Source organism: Streptomyces canus, from assembly GCF_030816965.1.
GTDB classification, from domain to species: Bacteria; Actinomycetota; Actinomycetes; order Streptomycetales; family Streptomycetaceae; genus Streptomyces; species Streptomyces canus_E.
Genome location: NZ_JAUSYQ010000002.1, coordinates 9,766,705 through 9,782,668, shown reverse-complemented (window position 1 = coordinate 9,782,668; position 15,964 = coordinate 9,766,705). Strand labels below are relative to the sequence as shown.

Sequence of the window (15,964 nt, the reverse complement as noted above, 5' to 3'; positions counted from 1 at the left end):
GCCCACGCGCCGCGCTCACTCGTCGATCACCGAGCCGAAGTGGGCACCGTGGGCGCCACCGCCGAGCGCGGCGGCACCGTAGGAGCGGGAACCGTCGGCGAGCAGCCCGTTGCCGCTCGCGGGCAGCAGCCACACCGCGCCGGCACCGGCGTTCTCGCCGGGCGCGGCGGCCACCAGTTCGGCCCGGCCGTCGCCGTCGGTGTCCACCAGCCGCACCTGGGCGCCCCAGCCGTCACCGGCCTCGGCGGCTCCGGGGATGCCCGGGGTGTTCTGGTCGAAGGACCGGGCGCCGGTGCCGGTCAGGCCCTCCTGCGCGCCGCGCAGCAGCCACACCGCGCCGGCACCGGCTTCGCCGTCCACGTCCTCGCCGGGCGCGCCGACCGCCACGTCGGCGAAACCGTCACCGTCGACGTCCGCGACGGAGAGGTCGTTGCCCCAGGAGTCGTCCCTCTCCCCCGCACCGGGAACGCCCGGGGAGTTCTGCGACCACCACTGCGGGGCAGTGCCGGGACCCTCCGTGCCGGCGGGCCCGTCCTCGCCGCCGTAGTAGACGCCGACCAGGCCGCCTGGCGCTTCCGCGTCACCGGCCGCCTCGTCCACGGCGCTGAGCTGGCCGACGACGAGGTCGTCGTAGCCGTCGCCGTTGATGTCGCCGGAGGCGGTGCCCAGGCCGCCGTGCAGGTCGCGCCGGTAGCTCAGGCCCTCGGCGCCACCCGCGTAGGAGGCGGACCAGCCCTTGGTGTAATCGTCATCGGGGCTGTAGCCGGAGACCACGAGGTCGGCGAAGCCGTCGCCGTCGTAGTCGCCGGTGGTCAGGTAGGCGGCCTGGAGGGTGTGGCCGGTGGAGTGCGGCGTGCCGACCTGGCGCAGGACGCCGGCGTGGTACGTGAAGACGTGCAGGCCCACCTTCTGGTCCAGGACGACGAGCTGGTCGCCGTCGATGTCCCCGGTGAACCGGGCGGCGGCCACCGCATGGCCGAACCGTGCGCCCTCGGCGGGCGTGGCGGCGGCCGCGGTCGCGGTGCGCCCGGTGTCGAGGCCGCTCGCGGATCCGTAGACGACGGTCACCCGGCCCGCGTCCTCGACGGTGCCCTCGTCCTCGCCCGGCGTGCCGATGACCGCGTCGTCGTAGCCGTCGCCGTCCAGGTCGCCGGTCGCGACCGCCTGCCCGAAGTGGTCCCCGGTCTCGGAGGTTCCGGGCACGCCCTTGGTCGACTGGCTGACGAGCTGGACCCGGCCTTTGGGCACGGTGTTGTTGGTGCCGATGCCGTTGGGAGCGCCGTACTGCACGGTGACGTATCCGGCGCCCTCCTTGCCGTCGACCGTGCCCTCCGGGACGCCGGTGAGGAGGTCGCTGTAGCCGTCGCCGTTGAAGTCGCTGTTGCGGTCGGCGGCGGAGGTGCCGCCCGGGACGCCCGCGAACGCGGTTGGTGCGGCCAGGATGCCCGCTCCCGCCAGCAGCAGGAAGGAGGCCGCCGCGACGGCGGCCGAGCCTGCGGTACGCCGCTTGGTGCGCGTGGTGATGCTCATGTCTGTTCCCCCCGTGGGATGTTGATGCTCTGGCAGTCGGCTGGTCCGGCCGACTGGTCTTGGTGCAACGCAGGGTTCGACACGACGAGCCCGGAACAAGTTGTGGGGCCCAGGCGTGCTGTGACACGGCAGTGACATCCGTTGCCGCACCACGACAGGGGGCGAACCCGCAAGATCAGTGCACCGGCTCGCCGATGCCCAGCAGGTTGCCCTCGCTGTCACGGAACCAGGCCGCGCGCTCCCCTCGGGCGTTCTTGCTCGGGTAGTTGCCCTCGATGTCGGCGATGCCGTTCTTCGTGCGGAAGCCGGGGAGGTCGACCTCCTCGAAGACCACGCCACGCTGCCGCAGCTGGGAGACGACGGTGTCGATGTCGTCCACCTCCCATCCCATCTGGGTGAAGGTGCCGGGCGAGGCCCCTGCCGACTGGAAGAGAGCGAAGTCCGTGCCCCCGCAGCGGTACAGCAGTCCGCCGGGGCGTTCGTCGACGGGCTCGAGCCCCAGCTGCTCGGCGTAGAAGCGCCGGGCCCGGTCCAGGTCCTGGGCGGGAAGCCTGGTCGCCACGCGACCCCGGGTCAGAATGTTCCTGCCGTCTGCGGTCATACCTCCACTGTGCACCGGTTCGCCGCCGTGTGCCGGGCGCCTTCTCCGGGTTGGAGTAACCGAACCCATCATGACAGGTCAGCGGTCGTTTTCGTAGGACGGATGGCACAGCTCGAAAGCCTTGTTCGGCCGTTGCTCCGGATCTCAGAATTCCCGTCATGGATCACTCAGAAAAGGTCGATCAGGACGCGGTGTTGCGGGCGCGCACGATGCTGCTCGGATCCGGCCGGCTGGAGCTCGGGCGGCAGGTCGAGGCGTATCGGGTGCTTTCCGCTGTGAGTCCTTTGACCTATCTCCCGAAGCTGGCGGAGGCGTTGCTGTCCTACGGATACGCGCAGGGGACCGGGAATCTGCCGGAGGTCCGACTGGCCCGTCGGGCAGAAGCCGTGGCCGCGGCGCGCGCCATCGACGACAAAGATCCGAAGAAGACCGATCTGCTCGTCCGTACCCTGGACGCCTGTCGGCACCAGCTGTATCTCCTCGGCCGCCGGGCCGAGGGATTCGCCATGTGCGAGGAGATGGCCGAGGCCGGGAAATCAGGATTCGAACTCGGTCAGGTGAAAAGCCCTCTGTACGGGCACGGGCCGCTGGTGGTCGTTCTGGCCGAGGAGGGCCGGTACCGGGAAGCCGCGGAATGGTGCGAGCAGATGGTCCGATCCGAGCACGGACGGGAATCGGCGGAACTGTCGTTCTGGGACATGGTCGAGTGGGTGGCCGCGCTGGACGCCTCCGGCCGTCACGAGGCCGCTGTGGAGGTCCTCACGGAGCTCGTGGACGACACCCGCGCTAGATGTGCCGAGGACCGCACCGCCCTGGCCATCCTCACGTGGGAGCTGGTCCACCTGGCCGGGTTGCTGGACGGCGTGGGGCGCCGCGCCGAGGCCGTGGCGGCCCGGCAGGAGGCCCTCGCCCTGCTCACCGAGTTGGACCTGACCGGGGAGCGCAAGAGCTGGAGCAACATGCACCTGTGCTGGACCACGCTGTTCGCCATGTCCGGCCGTTCGGCGGAGCCGGTGCCGTCCGCGAGTGCGCCGGGCCCGTCTTTCGGATCGGCTTTCCACCAATGGTCGCCCGACATCAAGCAGGCCTATGTCGGCAGCATGTCGTCCCTCGAAGAGCGGGTCGAGGAACTGCGGGAGGCGGCGAGGACCGATCCGGGCAGGTACCTGCCTGAACTGGTCGCCGTGCACCGAAGACTCACGATCCGGTGTGCCGTTGACCGGGAAAACCGGAGCCATCTCATTCTGAAGCCGCTCCGGCCCGTATTCAATGAACACGTGGATCTCGCCCGCCGTCTCGCCGACAAGGAAGTGCTGGCCCGTGCTTTGACGGACCGTTCCATGTTCCTTCTCGCCGCCCACCAGTACGGCGAGGCCTACGACGATTTCGTGGAGGTCTGCGAGCTGTTGAACTGACGGTCAGTGCTGGGCGAACTGGACCCGGGTCGGCTGCACGACGTCCGGCTTCACTCCGATACCGTCTATTTCCAGTCGCTCACCGTAGATGTCGGTGATCCTGATCGCACCACCGCATCCGCTGCCCTGCTCGGAAAGGAAGTAGTTGTAATCCGTGCGGGGCAACTCCTTCCAGCCGGAGGCGGTTTCGACTTCCAGTCGGGCCAGCGGGTTGCGGTGGCCGATCGCCTGGACACCGCACCAGTAGCGGCTCGATCCGGTCTTGTACCGGATCGAGACCGTGTCGGAGGTGCTGGGGCTCAGCAGGCTCCAGGTGATCGGGATCCGGCCCTGCACGGGGGCGGCGAGTTTCGCGAACGCCTGGGGGCTGAGGTCGAGTTGGCCGGGTGCGCAGGGCAGGGGGCACTCGTTGGTGATGCGGACCGTGACCGAGGCGCCGCTCCCGGCCCGGACGCGGATGTACGCCCCGCACGCCTTGGACGTCTCGTAGTCGGTGTGGTTCATCGCCGCGGTCATGACGTCGTCGGTGGGGCCGTACAGGCAGGCGCCGTCGCCGTTGCCCACGTCGTAGAAGGTGGCCACCCCCTCGTAGGAGACGCCCGGTTTGATCCGCCCGGTCAGCGATGCCGAAGCGGACACCTTCCGCGCCGGATGCGAGACCGGTGCCGTCGACGGCCGGGGCGAGGCGGTGCTCGCCGTGGCCTTCGGGCTGCTTGTGCGGGCCGACGCCGAAGGTGATGCCGTGGCGGGCTTCGGCTCCTGTGCCGTCGGTGTGGGCGTGTCAGGGGTGCCGGCGACAGCAGTGGCCGCGGCTGAGCCGGCGGTGTCGGTCTCGTGGTCGGGACCGAAGGCGACGATCAGTGCTGCCACGACCGCGACGACGACGGCGGCGGCCACCGAGACGAGGGCCGTGCGCCGCCTGCCCGGCGACGGGGAACGATGCGTACGAGATGCCACTGGTGTGTCCTTGGGTGATCCGTGCAAGCCTCAGGCGGAGGGTGCTTCCGACTCGTCAGTCGCCGCCGAGCGCGGAAAGGTTGCCGGGGATTTCCTGCGCCACCGCGTCCCCGGTCGGGTCCAGTCCCGTCATGAGTTCCGCGAACGCGCCGGCGGCGGCCGGGGAGTTGAAGAGGCGGTCGAGGCGGGCGCGGGCGAGGTTGCGCAAGAAGGGCTCGGCGTCGCCCGCGTCGTGAAGGGTCCGCGTGAGCCAGTGGGAGAATTCCTGGTCGTTCCAGACGCGGCGCAGACAGCGCGCCGAGTAGGTGTGCAGGGCGGTGTCGTCGCCTTGGACGGAGTCGCGCACGGCCCGGGCGAGGAGATCGGCGTCGTACAGGGCGAGGTTCATGCCCTTGCCGCCCATGGGTGACACGATGTGCGCCGCGTCGCCGACCAGGAAGAGACGGCCGTACCGCATGGGGTCGTGGACAAGGCTGCGGAGCCGGAAGACCTCGCGGTCGGTGATCGGACCGGACACGAGGTCGGGGTCGCCGAGCCTGGTACGCAGGGCGTCCCAGACGCGGGCCTCGGGCCAGGCGTCGGGGTCGTCGTCGGGCGGGCACTGGAGGTAGTAGCGGCTGGAACGCGGCCCGCGGGGGAAGTGAGCGGCGAAGCCCTCCCGGCTGACGGCCAGAAGGGGGTGGGCCGGGGGCGGGGCGTCGGCCAGGACGGTGAGCCAGCCGATGCCGTGGTCGAAGGCGTACGCGGTGAGGGCGCCGTCGGGGACGGTCGTACGGCTGACGCCCCGGTCGCCGTCGCAGCCGGCGACGAAGTCACACGTGATCGTGCGGGGGGTGCCGTCGGCGGTGCGGTAGCGGACGGTCGGGCGGTCGCCGGTCAGGTCGTGCAGGGAGACGTCGGCGGCCTCGAAGCGCAGGTCGCCGCCGTCCTCGAGATAGGTGGCGGTGAGCTTCTGCACGAGGACCTGCTGAGGGCACAGGCGGGCCGGAGGGCCGTCGGAGCCGTCGCTGTCGGACACCAGACGGCTGCGGCCGTCCACCCGGAACTCCAGGATGCCGTCGTACGGGACACCGCCGAGGACCCGGTCCGTCAGCCCCCACGAGTCGAACATGCGGACCGCTCGCGTCTCGACGATGCCGGCCCGCTGGCGCTGCGCCACATGGTCGCGGGAGCGGCGTTCCAGGACGACGCAGTCGATGCCGCTGTGCCGCAGCAGCGTGGCGACGGCCATCCCGGCCGGCCCCGCGCCGATCACGACGACGGTCGTGGATTCGGCAGAATCCTGCAACTGTCCTGCTTCTTCGGCCACTTGGGCACCTCCGAAGCCAGCCTAGCGAGGACGGTGGCCGAAACGAGCCGGATCCGATCCGCACAGGCACGGCTGATCGGATCCGGCTCCCGGAACTACGGTGCGTCAGCGGTAGCAGGTGGTGAGGCCGGGCCGCCACGGGCAGGCGAGCGCGGCGAAGCCGCCGTTGGCCACGACGTCGACGCTCAATGTGTCGCCCCCGCGCAGGACCTGCCGGTCCTGGACCAGGCCGTCGGCACCGTCCCGGATCGTCTCCACCAGCCACCGGCCCGGACCGAGGGACAGCGGCACCGCGGCCGTGCGGGCGGCACCGGCGTAGAGGCCGCCCAGGAACCAGCGCTCGCCGCTGCGGCGGGCCAGCACGGCTTCCTGACCGGGTTCGCCGGCAAGGAGGCGGGTGTCGTCCCAGGCCGCAGGGACCTGGTCGAAGTAGGCCCGGGCGAGCGGCCGGGCCTCGTACGACTCGGGGGTGCCCGCGAACATCTGCAGCCCCGACTCGTAGGCGACGGTGAGACCTACCTCGGCCGCGTCGGAGTTGGGCCGCAGACCGACGCGCTGGAAGGCGCCGGGTGTGAAGTCCATGGAGCCGATGACGTTGCGGGTGAACGGCAGGGTGGTGAGATGGGCGGCGGTGTTGGTGCGCTTCTCCTCGCCCGCCACGCCCTCCAGGGTCATGACCTGCGGCCAGGTGCGCTGGATGCCCTTGGGGATCGTGGAGCCGTGGAAGTCGATCATGAGGTGGTGGGCGGCGGTCTCCTTGAGGATGGCGTCGTACCACTGGAGCATGGGCTGCGCCTCGGAGTTCATGAAGTCGATCTTGACGCCCTTCACACCCCACTTCTCCAGGGTCGGCAGCCACTGGGCGCGTTCCTCGGGGGTGTCGAGATCGCGCTGGTGGATCCAGACGATGATGCCGACGCCCTTGGCGCGGGCGTAGTCGACGAGCTCCGGCATCCAGCTGTTGGTCTGCCAGTTCGGGTCGGTGGTGTCCCATTCGTCGGTCTTGAAGTACCAGCCCGCGTCGACGGCCTCGTAGGGCCAGTTCCGCTGCGCGGCGTAGTCGACGAAGGCCTTCTGCGCCGTCAGGCTCTGGCCGGCTTCGCGGCCGCCGGCGAGCCAGGTCCACAGCACGGTGCCGGGCCGGATCCAGGAGGGGTCGGCGACTTTGGAGGCGGGGGCGAGGTCGTCGGTGAAGGTGGACCGGGTGACGGTGGCGAGGTCACCGGTGACCATGGCCCGCCAGGGGGTGACGAGGGGGCCGTCGCTTTTCACCCGGTCGTCGGCGAGCTTGATGCGGTAGGTGCCGGTGCCCTGGGTGTGGGCGAGACGGGCACCGGAGTAGGCGCCGGTGAGGTCGGACTCGGCGAGCAGGGTGTAGCCGCCGTCGGTCGAGAACAGGGCCTGGTCGGAGTACTCACCCGTGGGCGCGGTCGCCGCCGTGTACTGGACGAACTGACCTTCGTTGTCCACCCGGTAGGTGCCGAGCCAGGTCTTCGCGTCAGTCGGGAGAGTGAAGGCGGACGCCTCGCCGAGGACGTCACCGGATCCCGCGGGCAGGGCATAGCGGTAGGCGATTCCGTCCGCGGAGGCGCGGACGACGAGGTCGACGCGGGCACCCGCGGCCGTGGCGAAGGAGAGACGGGTCTCGTTCATGCGGACGAGGCGGTCCAGGCGTTTGCCGGACTTCGCGCGGTAACGCTCCTGGACCGTACGGCTCTTGCGGTGCAGGAAGCGCAAGTCCTTGGACAGGTCGGCCTGTTCGGTGACGATGCCGACGGGTGACGGTTCGATGACCGTACGGCCGTCCCGGGACACGGCGAGGCTCAGCGTGCCCGTGGCGTCGTCGAGGGTGACCTGCGCGCGCGGCGCGTGTGCTCCCGCGGAGAGGGACCAGGCCCGGTCGTGCTGTTCGGCCTGCGCGGGTGCTGTGGTGAGGAGGGCGGCCGCCAGCGAGGCGCAGAGTGCGGCGACCGCGGTTCTGATCGGAACTGCCATCGGAAACCTCCGGGTTGTGTGGCCTTTACGGCAGGCCCCAGGCCGGTCCCGGCTCGCTGACGGCGACGGGCGCGATGCTCAGGTCGGGGCGGGAGCCGGTGTGGACGAGCACCTCGCGGCCGCGGGGCAGGTCGATGGCGAGGGTGCCGTCGCCGAGGTCGTGGGTGCGGGCCGGGGTGCCGTCGTCCAGCACCGCGGTGAGGTGCCCGCTGAGGCCGTGCCGGAGCTTGAGGGGCTCGCCCGCCAGGCTCTTGACCCTGATGAAACGCGTGGTCCCCGACTTGCGGACGGCGCTGACCAGGAAGGCACCCTCGGTACGGAAGTTGTGCAGGGAGAGGTCCGCCCAGGCGCTCGGGACGGCCGGGAAGACGCGGATCACTCCGCCCCAGCTCTGGCAGAACATGTCGTGCAGGGACTGCGAGGCGGACAGCGGGGTCTCGATGACCGGACCGGCCTCCGTGTAGTGCGTGTTGGCCCGGCACGGGTAACGGGTGGTGGGGTCGAAGAACTTGCGGAGGTAGGTGATCGCGGTGTCGCCGTCGCCGCTCATCGCGTACATGGAGGCCGCGCCGGTGTAGCTGTAGCCGCGGTGGGCGCCGGTCAGCGCGTGCCAGTGGACCAGCGACCTGGTGATGAGGTCGCGGTTCTCGGGCTGGTCCCAGTTGACGAGGTAGAGCGGGTAGACCATCAGCAGGTGCGAGTAGTGGCGGTGGGACTGGGCGTAGGGGGTGTCGGCACCGATCATGAAGCCGTTGGCGTCGACCGGGTAGGGCGTGAGTCTGGCCAGCACCTCCTGCCAGCGTGGTGCCAACTCGTCGTCGATGCCGAGGAGTTCGGCGGAGTTGAGGAGGGTCTGGCAGCCCCAGCGGATCAGGGCCAGGTCGTAGTTGGTGTCCTGCGGCGGTACGACGGGGTATTCGGGCGAGAGGGTGCTGGGCAGGTGGAGCTTGCCGTCGCTGCCCGGGGTGAGGAAGTGCAGGTAGTAGTTGATGGCCCGGCGCAGCACCGGGTAGATCGTGTCGCGCAGCAGGGACTTGTCCATGGAGTGCCGGTAGGACAGCCACACGTTGTGCAGGGCCCAGGTGAGGTCGCCGGTCTCGGCGCCGGTGCCGGGTTGGCCGACGCTGCGGTTGGCGAACATGTCGGAGCTGCGGCCGACGCCGGAGCTGTCGGCGCGGTAGGCGGCCGGCACGTTGGCGATGAGCTGTTCCTGGTTCTGGCGCAGCGTGGTGGCGAGGGAGTCGAGCTCCGGGTGGTTGAAGCCGTGGATGAGCCAGTACTCCAGTTGGACGTTGAGGTTCCACCAGACCGCGGGCCAGGGCGTGGGCTCCAGCCAGGGTCCGGAGGTGGCCATGACGGGGCCGCCGGCGCGGCTCGCGGAGGCGACCTTGTAGAGCTGGATCCAGTGGAAGCTCTGGAGCCGCTGGTCGGGGAACGAGACGAAGCTCTTGCGGTAGAACTCGTGCCACCAGTCGGTGTGACGGCGCCTGAGCGTGCTGTACGACTTCGCGCGGCGGAGGTTGCGCAGCGAGTCGGCTTCCGCGGCGGTGCCGGAGGGGTGGCTGTGGCCGACGCTGAGGAGCAGGTCGTCGCCGGTGCGGCGGTGGGCGGTGGCGGTCTGGCCGCCGCCGGTGAGGGGCTGGAGGACCTGTTCGGTGCCGTCGGTGGTGGTACGGGTGATCCAGGCCGGGTTGGCGGTGTATCCGGTGGGCGGGGCCTCGCTGACCTTGCGGGGGCTGATGGCCTCCTCTGGATGGAAGATCCAGGTGGCCCGCTCACCGCCGGCGGCCTTCACCCGGACGGCCAGGACCTCGTCGTGGATGAGGGCGGCGAGGGTGAGGGTGCCGACAGTGGTGGTGACCGTGCCGGTGAGTTCGGCGTTCCACAGGCTCAGTCGCCAGTCGACGGCGGTGATGGTGCCGGCCGGCTCGAGGGTGAGGTGGCCGACGGGGAGACGGCAGGTTCCCCAGCCGCTGCCGAACTCGGGGCGGTGGTCCTGGACCCGGCCGTGCTGGACGGTGAAACGGATCTGGTTGGCGCCGGGCTCCTGATAGATCATGCTGCCGAGTTGGCCGTCGCCGAGGAAGGGGCCCTCGTACCAGAGGGTGGGCAGCCTGCTCCACAGCAGGTCCTGGTCATGCAGGAACCGGGCCCACGCGCCGTCGGTGGTCATGGTGTCCCGGAGTTTCCAGGGACGTCCGGCGGCACCTGGCGAGGACATCGGCTCTTCGGCGCGGGCCGTACCGGGTAACGCGGCCGCCGCGGCTCCGCCCAGCGCGGTGCCGAGTACGGCTCTGCGGGCCGGCTGCGAGTGTCTCTCCGGCTGTGAGGTCATCGTCGTCCTCTCTACCTGACGGTTCCCCGATACATCGGGTGTATCGGGGAACCTAAGAGGCACTCGTGAACCTGTCAATAACTTCAGCACCACGCGAATCGCGTGACAGTAAGGCCGTCATGGGTTCCTTCGACCCGGAGACCCATGTCAGCAGGCCTAGGCCATCCCTGTGACCCATCCGATGTATCTGGGTCCGTTCATGACGTGGGCGGCGCAATCACCGACATGACGGTGGCGAGACGGTGGGGCAGGTCGTCGGCGGGGACGTCGAGGAGCTGGTAGCCGAGCGCGCGGTAGGTCTCCTCGTGGACCTTCTCGAAGACCAGCGACTCCTGATAGCTGATCCGGCGGGCCGAGGTGGGCTCGCAGAACCCCAGATTGCGGATGAAGAGCACCTGTCGCTCGTAGATCTCCTCGGAGGTGATCCGTTCGAGCTCCGCCCCGAGCGTCCGGGACACCGGGCGTCCCAAGTAGGTGGCGAGTGCGAGGGTGCAGACCGGTGAGCGGTCGAAGACCTGGAGGGCGGCGGTCCCGCTCGCCTCCTGCTGTCGCTGTCGTTGCAGGGTGACGATCTCGTCGATGAAGGACACCCGCGTCCACGGTTCGTCCTCGCCCTGGGCCTGAGCCCGGGCGATGACGTCCGTCGCCGCCTCCTCCACCACGGCGTGACCGAGTTCGCCCAGGCGGTGCAGGATGGCGGTCTTGCCCGCGCCGGGTGTGCCGGTGAGAACGTAGCGACCCATGGTGGGGAGCCTTTCGATCTGGGGTGGCCGGGTCCGGGCCCCCTCGGGCTGGGCCGTGTCAACAGCACGGCCTGAAGGGGGCGTTGACACCCGACAGGTTCGGCGTCACGGTGAGGTTTCCCTGCGCAACGGGCCCTGGAGGTCTTGCCTTGGCTGATTCATCCGCACCGAACTCGGACGCCGAACTCGTCGAACGCGTACGGAAACTTCAGCCTCTCATCCGCTCACACGCCCTGCGCACCGAACGGGAACGCCGCGTGACCGGCGAGGTCGTCATGGCTCTCACCGACGCCGGGGTCCCTCGCATGAACGTGCCCCGCCGGTACGGCGGTTACCAGACCTCGGTGCGCAGACAGGTCGATGTACTGAGCGAGGTCTCCGCCGCGTGCGGGTCGACGGGGTTCATGGCGCTGATCCAGGCCGGGTGCGCCTTCATCGCGGCACTCTTCCCTGACGAGGCGCAGGACGAGATCTTCACCGGCCCCGACGTACGGGTCAGCGGCACCCTCGTACCCAAGGCGAAAGCGCGTCCGGTGAGCGGCGGTTACGTGGTCGACGGAACCTCTCCGTTCGCCACCGGCTGCCAGGACTCCGACTGGCACCTGCTGACCGCTGTGGCGGACGCCGGGGACGGCCGCCCACCGGATCTGCTGTGGACGGCCATTCCGATGACCGACCTGGACGTGCTCGACGACTGGCACGTCTCCGGTCTGGCCGGGAGCGGCAGCAACAGTGTCGTCGCCCGTGACGTCCATGTGCCGGCCCACCGTGTGCTGCCACTGGGGCCGTTGCTGGGCGGGTCCTACCCTCGCGGCGCAACAGCGAAGACCCCTTCTACGGCATGCCCGTCCTCCTGCTGTTCTGTGCCTGGACAGCGGCCGGCGCCCTCGGTCCGGCCCGGGCGGCGCTGGCGGAGTTCGGTGAGCGCATCCATCAACGGGGCATCACCTACACGATCTACGAGCAGCAGCACACCGCTCCGGTGACGCATCTGCAGTTCGCCGAGGCCGCGATGAAGATCTCCTGTGCGGAACTGCTCACCGCGGACTTCGTCTCGCTGATCGACGCCCGGGTCACGGACGGCAGTCCGTACACGCCGGAGGAACGCGCTCGGATCCGGGCCCAGGCGGGCTATGTGGCGCGGCTGTGCAAGGAGGCCGTGGACCTGATCGGTTCCGCATCCGGCGCGTCGTCGCTGCGTCTGGAGGTGCCGGTGCAGCGTGCCGTGCGGGATCTCAACGCCCTGAGTCTGCACTCCTTCGTCAACCCCGCCGCCAATCTGGAGCTCTACGGGAGGGTGTTGTCAGGGTTGGACGCCGGTACGCCGTTCCTCTGACGACTTCCGCGAAGCGGCGTGGCCTTCCTCGTCCGCTCGTCAGGTGCGCGCTGTCGTCCCGAAGGGGAGGGCTTCGCCTGAGCGCAGGTGCTCCCTCAGCCACTGTTCGGTGTTGCTCACGTGCAGCAGGGCGGCGGCCTGGCTGAGGGCGGCGTCACGGGTGGACAGGGCATTGAAGATCGCCTCGTGCTCGGCGAGCGTGCGGCCCGCGGCCTTGGCGTCGACCAGACCGCGCCAGATACGGGCGCGCAGGGTGCGGCCGGAGATCCCTTCCAGGAGGGTGAGAAGGGTTTCGTTGCCCGTGGCCGAGACGACGGCACGGTGGAAGGCGGCGTCGTGGGCGTTGAGCTGTGCGACGTCGTCGCGAGCCTCCCGCATGGCGTCCAGGTGCCGCTTCACCTCGGCCAGCTGGGCGTCGGAGATCCGGGTGGCGGCCAGGGCCGTGGCCATCGGTTCCAGGAGTCGCCGTACCTCCATGAGGTCCTGCAGCGCGACGGAATCGCCCTGCAGCAGTTCCACGGCGCCGCCGAGCCCCTCCAGGAGCAGGCTCGGCTGCAGGCTGGTCACATAGGTGCCGTCGCCCCGCCGGACCTCCAGAACCCGGGCGACGGCCAGCGCCTTGACCGCTTCGCGGGCGAGGTTGCGGGAGAGCCCCAGTTGGGCGGCCAGGTCCGGCTCCGGTGGGAGCTTCGAGCCGGGAGGCAGGGCACCGGTCCGGATCAGCTCACGGATGTCCTCGATGGCCTTGTCCGTCAGCGACACGACTCATCCCTCCCCCCGCCCTGCTCCACGGGCACGTCCGTCCTGGTCAGTCCCTGAGTGCGGAGATCGCCCCAGAGGCCGACCGGCATGTGTTGATCATGGAGTTGCACGTTCCGTTCCGACCCGTCCGCGAGTCCGCATGCCCAGGCGACGTTGATGATACTGGGATCTATGGGCGGGGAGGCCGATCGCGTCGGCGGAGCGACCTCGTCAGACACGGGCGGACCAGACAGGGCCGTCCGGGTACGTGTACTCCTTCAGGGCCTCCGGGTGCGTCTGCGCGCTGAGCCCGGCCACGGTCAAGCATCGACTCCGGCACCTGGAAGAACGTCTGACCGCCGGAGATGCCGGTGAGGACGCCGCGCAGGACGATCAGCTCGCCGAGAGTGACGATGAAGCCGTTGAGGCCGCAGCGGATGATCAGCAGGGCGTTCAGGACGCCGACCAGCACGCCCACGGCGAGCGTGACCGGGATCGACCAGGCACCGGGCAGCAGCACGAAGACGACCACCCGAACATGGCGAGACATTCCATGTTTGCCTGACTGAAATACCCATCAAAACTGTTCAAACCAGTCTATTCATCGGAGGCGATCGTCACTTTCATCCCTGCACGTTGGTTGACACGCCAGGGCGACATGGTCGACCTTCATGCGTGGCCCTGCATTCCCCCTGCCCCTTCCGCCCCAGGGATGTGTCAATGTCGAGCTCGATCAACAGACGCCAGCTCCTGGCCTCCGCAACCTGCGTGGCCACGGCGGCCGTTGCCGGAGGTGCGTTCGGTGCCGGTGTCGCCCAGGCGGCGCCCAGCCCGTATACGCCCGACTGGAAATCGGTCGACCAGCACCCGCCGGCTCCGGAGTGGTTCCAGGATGCGAAGTTCGGGATCTACTTCCACTGGGGCGTCTTCAGCGTCCCCGCCTTCGGCAACGAGTGGTATCCGCGCAACATGTACGAGAGCGGGAACAGCGCCAACCAGCACCACATCGCCACCTACGGTCAGCCCTCGGCGTGGCCGTACCACAACTTCATCAACGGGGCGCGGGACCTGGCGGGCAACACCGTGAAGTTCGCGCCGAAGCTGAAGTCGGCCGGCGGGAAGTTCGACCCCGACGAGTGGGTGCAGCTGTTCGCCGACGCAGGCGCCAGGTTCGCGGGTCCGGTGGCCGAGCACCATGACGGATTCTCCATGTGGGACAGCCAGGTCAACGAGTGGAACTCGGTGAACAAGGGCCCGGGACTCGACCTGCTGCGGCTGTTCTCCACGGCCATCCGCGCCAAGGGCCTCAAGCTGCTGGTGGCCATGCACCACGCGTACAACTTCACCGGCTTCTACGAGTTCGCCCCCGCCCAGACGGACTCCGGCCTCAAGAAGCTCTACGGGCAGCTGGGTTCGGCCGCGGAGAACCAGCTCTGGTTCGACAAACTGAAAGAGGTCATCGACCGCGCCCAGCCCGACATCCTGTGGCAGGACTTCAATCTGGACGCCGTCGACGAGACACAGCGCCTGAACTTCCTGGCGTACTACTACAACCAGGCAGACAGCTGGGGCCGTGAGGTCGTCGCCACGTACAAGGACGGCATGAACGGCAAGGGCGAGGTCTTCGACTACGAACGCGGCGGCCCGGCCGACCTCACCACCCCGTACTGGCTTACCGACGACAGCATCTCGAGCTCCAGCTGGTGCTACACCCAGGGCATCGGCTACTACACCATCCAGCAGATGCTGCACTCGTTCCTCGACCGGGTCAGCAAGAACGGCAACATGCTGCTGAACATCGCACCGATGGCCGACGGCACCATCCCTCAGGCGCAGAAGGACATCCTGCTCGGTATCGGTGACCACCTGAAGCGCTTCGGAGAGTCGGTGTACTCCACCCGCGCCTGGACCACGTACGGCGAAGGCCCGACGAAGATGGGCGGCGGCTCGTTCACCACCCCGCACGCCGGCACCGCGCAGGACATCCGCTTCACCCGCAACAAGGCGAACGACGTCCTGTACGCCACCGTCCTGGGCTGGCCCGGCAGCTCGCTGACGATCAAGACCCTCGGCTCGGACCGGATCAACCTCTCCTCGCTGACCTCGGTGAAGCTCCTCGGCTCGACCGCCGACACCTACATCGATCTGCCCGCGCCGGCCCAGAACACCTCCGGCCTCACCGTCACCCTGCCGTCCTCGGCGCCGTACAGCGCGGGCGCCTACGTCCTGAAGCTCACCTTCTCCGGCACGATTCCCGGCCTGCGGCCGCTCGCCGGCGCCATCGCCTTCACCGACGTCGACTACACCGGCAAGGCCGCCGTCCTGGCCGTAGGCGACTACACCGCTGACGACCTGACCGCGGGCGGCCCGGGCCCCCGCACCCTCTCCTCCCTCCGGCCGGCCCCCGGCTACCAGGTGATCGGCTACTCCGGAGACAACTTCACCGGCACCTCATGGACCTTCACCGCTGACAACCCCGACCTGCGCGCCACCGGCAACAACGACCAGATCACCTCGCTGAGGGTCCAGTTCAATCCGGCCACGTACTTCCGGATCACCAACGCCACCAACGGCCTCGCGCTGGACAGCGGCGGCAACGTCGCCTCGGGATCCAGCCTCAAGCAGTGGACCTGGGACGGCAGTTCGAACCTTCAGTGGCATGCGGAAGCCGTCGGAGGCGGCTTTTACAGGCTGGTCAACCGCACGAACGGAATGGTCGCCGACGGCTGGGGCGCCACCGACGACGGCTCCCCGGTCCGACAGGGCGCCTGGAACGGTGGCACCAACCAGCAGTGGACCATCACCCACCGGGGCGGCGACCGCTACTCGATAGCCAACCGCACCACAGGCCTGGTCCTTGACGGCGGCGGCAACGTGGCCTCGGGCTCCCTCACCAAACAGTGGACCTACGGCAGCAGCACCAACCTGCTGTGGACCTTCGCCGCGCTGTAACCGGCGGGACCCGCTGACAAGGACACGAATGCAGAGAAATGGCATGCATA

12 protein-coding genes and 1 pseudogene are annotated in these 15,964 nt (G+C 69.3%); 4 read left to right on the top strand and 9 right to left on the bottom strand.

Annotated elements, in window-relative coordinates; genetic code table 11:
* Positions 1–15: 15 nt before the first annotated feature.
* Together QF027_RS45725 and QF027_RS45720 are read right to left on the bottom strand one after the other, a co-directional pair.
* Entirely contained in the window at positions 16–1,530 is a 1,515-nt protein-coding gene (locus QF027_RS45725; RefSeq protein ID WP_306972945.1) for an FG-GAP and VCBS repeat-containing protein, read from the bottom strand.
* 175 nt (positions 1,531–1,705) lie between these two features.
* Complete coding sequence (locus QF027_RS45720) at positions 1,706–2,131, bottom strand: VOC family protein (RefSeq protein ID WP_306972946.1); 426 nt, start codon at positions 2,129–2,131, stop codon at positions 1,706–1,708.
* 158 nt (positions 2,132–2,289) lie between these two features.
* On the opposite strand from QF027_RS45720, the gene QF027_RS45715 reads away from it, so the two are divergent.
* Positions 2,290–3,546 carry a hypothetical protein gene (locus QF027_RS45715; RefSeq protein ID WP_306972947.1) on the top strand — a complete coding sequence of 419 codons (1,257 nt, stop codon included), beginning with the start codon at positions 2,290–2,292 and terminating at the stop codon, positions 3,544–3,546.
* Between the two features lie 3 nt (positions 3,547–3,549).
* Here QF027_RS45715 and QF027_RS45710 read toward each other — a convergent pair whose 3' ends face one another.
* From QF027_RS45710 to QF027_RS45690, 5 genes are all read right to left on the bottom strand, one after another.
* Entirely contained in the window at positions 3,550–4,503 is a 954-nt protein-coding gene (locus QF027_RS45710; RefSeq protein WP_307081437.1) for an expansin EXLX1 family cellulose-binding protein, read from the bottom strand.
* 55 nt (positions 4,504–4,558) lie between these two features.
* Positions 4,559–5,812 carry a 4-hydroxybenzoate 3-monooxygenase gene (locus QF027_RS45705; RefSeq protein WP_307081434.1) on the bottom strand — a complete coding sequence of 418 codons (1,254 nt, stop codon included), beginning with the start codon at positions 5,810–5,812 and terminating at the stop codon, positions 4,559–4,561.
* A gap of 105 nt (positions 5,813–5,917) precedes the next feature.
* The gene (locus QF027_RS45700; protein ID WP_307081432.1) at positions 5,918–7,807 is read right to left on the bottom strand and encodes a glycoside hydrolase family 97 protein; all 1,890 of its coding nucleotides are present in this window, start codon (positions 7,805–7,807) and stop codon (positions 5,918–5,920) included.
* A 25-nt stretch (positions 7,808–7,832) separates the two neighbouring features.
* Positions 7,833–10,142: a glycosyl hydrolase family 95 catalytic domain-containing protein gene (locus QF027_RS45695; RefSeq protein ID WP_307081430.1), complete on the bottom strand. Its 2,310-nt coding sequence runs from the start codon at positions 10,140–10,142 to the stop codon at positions 7,833–7,835.
* A 197-nt stretch (positions 10,143–10,339) separates the two neighbouring features.
* Positions 10,340–10,885 carry an ATP/GTP-binding protein gene (locus QF027_RS45690; RefSeq protein WP_307081429.1) on the bottom strand — a complete coding sequence of 182 codons (546 nt, stop codon included), beginning with the start codon at positions 10,883–10,885 and terminating at the stop codon, positions 10,340–10,342.
* Positions 10,886–11,034: 149 nt separating this feature from the next.
* Here QF027_RS45690 and QF027_RS45685 point away from each other — a divergent pair, with 149 nt between their 5' ends.
* Positions 11,035–11,871 carry an acyl-CoA dehydrogenase family protein gene (locus tag QF027_RS45685; protein WP_307081427.1) on the top strand — a complete coding sequence of 279 codons (837 nt, stop codon included), beginning with the start codon at positions 11,035–11,037 and terminating at the stop codon, positions 11,869–11,871.
* Positions 11,793–12,221 (top strand): hypothetical protein, encoded by a 429-nt coding sequence (locus QF027_RS45680; RefSeq protein ID WP_307082724.1) that lies wholly within the window; start codon positions 11,793–11,795, stop codon positions 12,219–12,221. Before QF027_RS45685 ends, QF027_RS45680 begins: the two co-directional genes overlap by 79 nt.
* A gap of 39 nt (positions 12,222–12,260) precedes the next feature.
* On the opposite strand, the gene QF027_RS45675 is transcribed toward QF027_RS45680, so the two are convergent.
* Together QF027_RS45675 and QF027_RS45670 are read right to left on the bottom strand one after the other, a co-directional pair.
* Positions 12,261–12,983, bottom strand: a complete 723-nt coding sequence (locus QF027_RS45675; RefSeq protein WP_306972954.1) for a FadR/GntR family transcriptional regulator — start codon at positions 12,981–12,983, stop codon at positions 12,261–12,263.
* Between the two features lie 283 nt (positions 12,984–13,266).
* Positions 13,267–13,479, bottom strand: a pseudogene (locus tag QF027_RS45670) (ABC transporter permease subunit); the annotation flags it as partial.
* A gap of 203 nt (positions 13,480–13,682) precedes the next feature.
* Between QF027_RS45670 and QF027_RS45665 the strand changes: the two are divergent.
* Positions 13,683–15,914: an alpha-L-fucosidase gene (locus QF027_RS45665; RefSeq protein WP_307081425.1), complete on the top strand. Its 2,232-nt coding sequence runs from the start codon at positions 13,683–13,685 to the stop codon at positions 15,912–15,914.
* Positions 15,915–15,964: the final 50 nt, after the last annotated feature.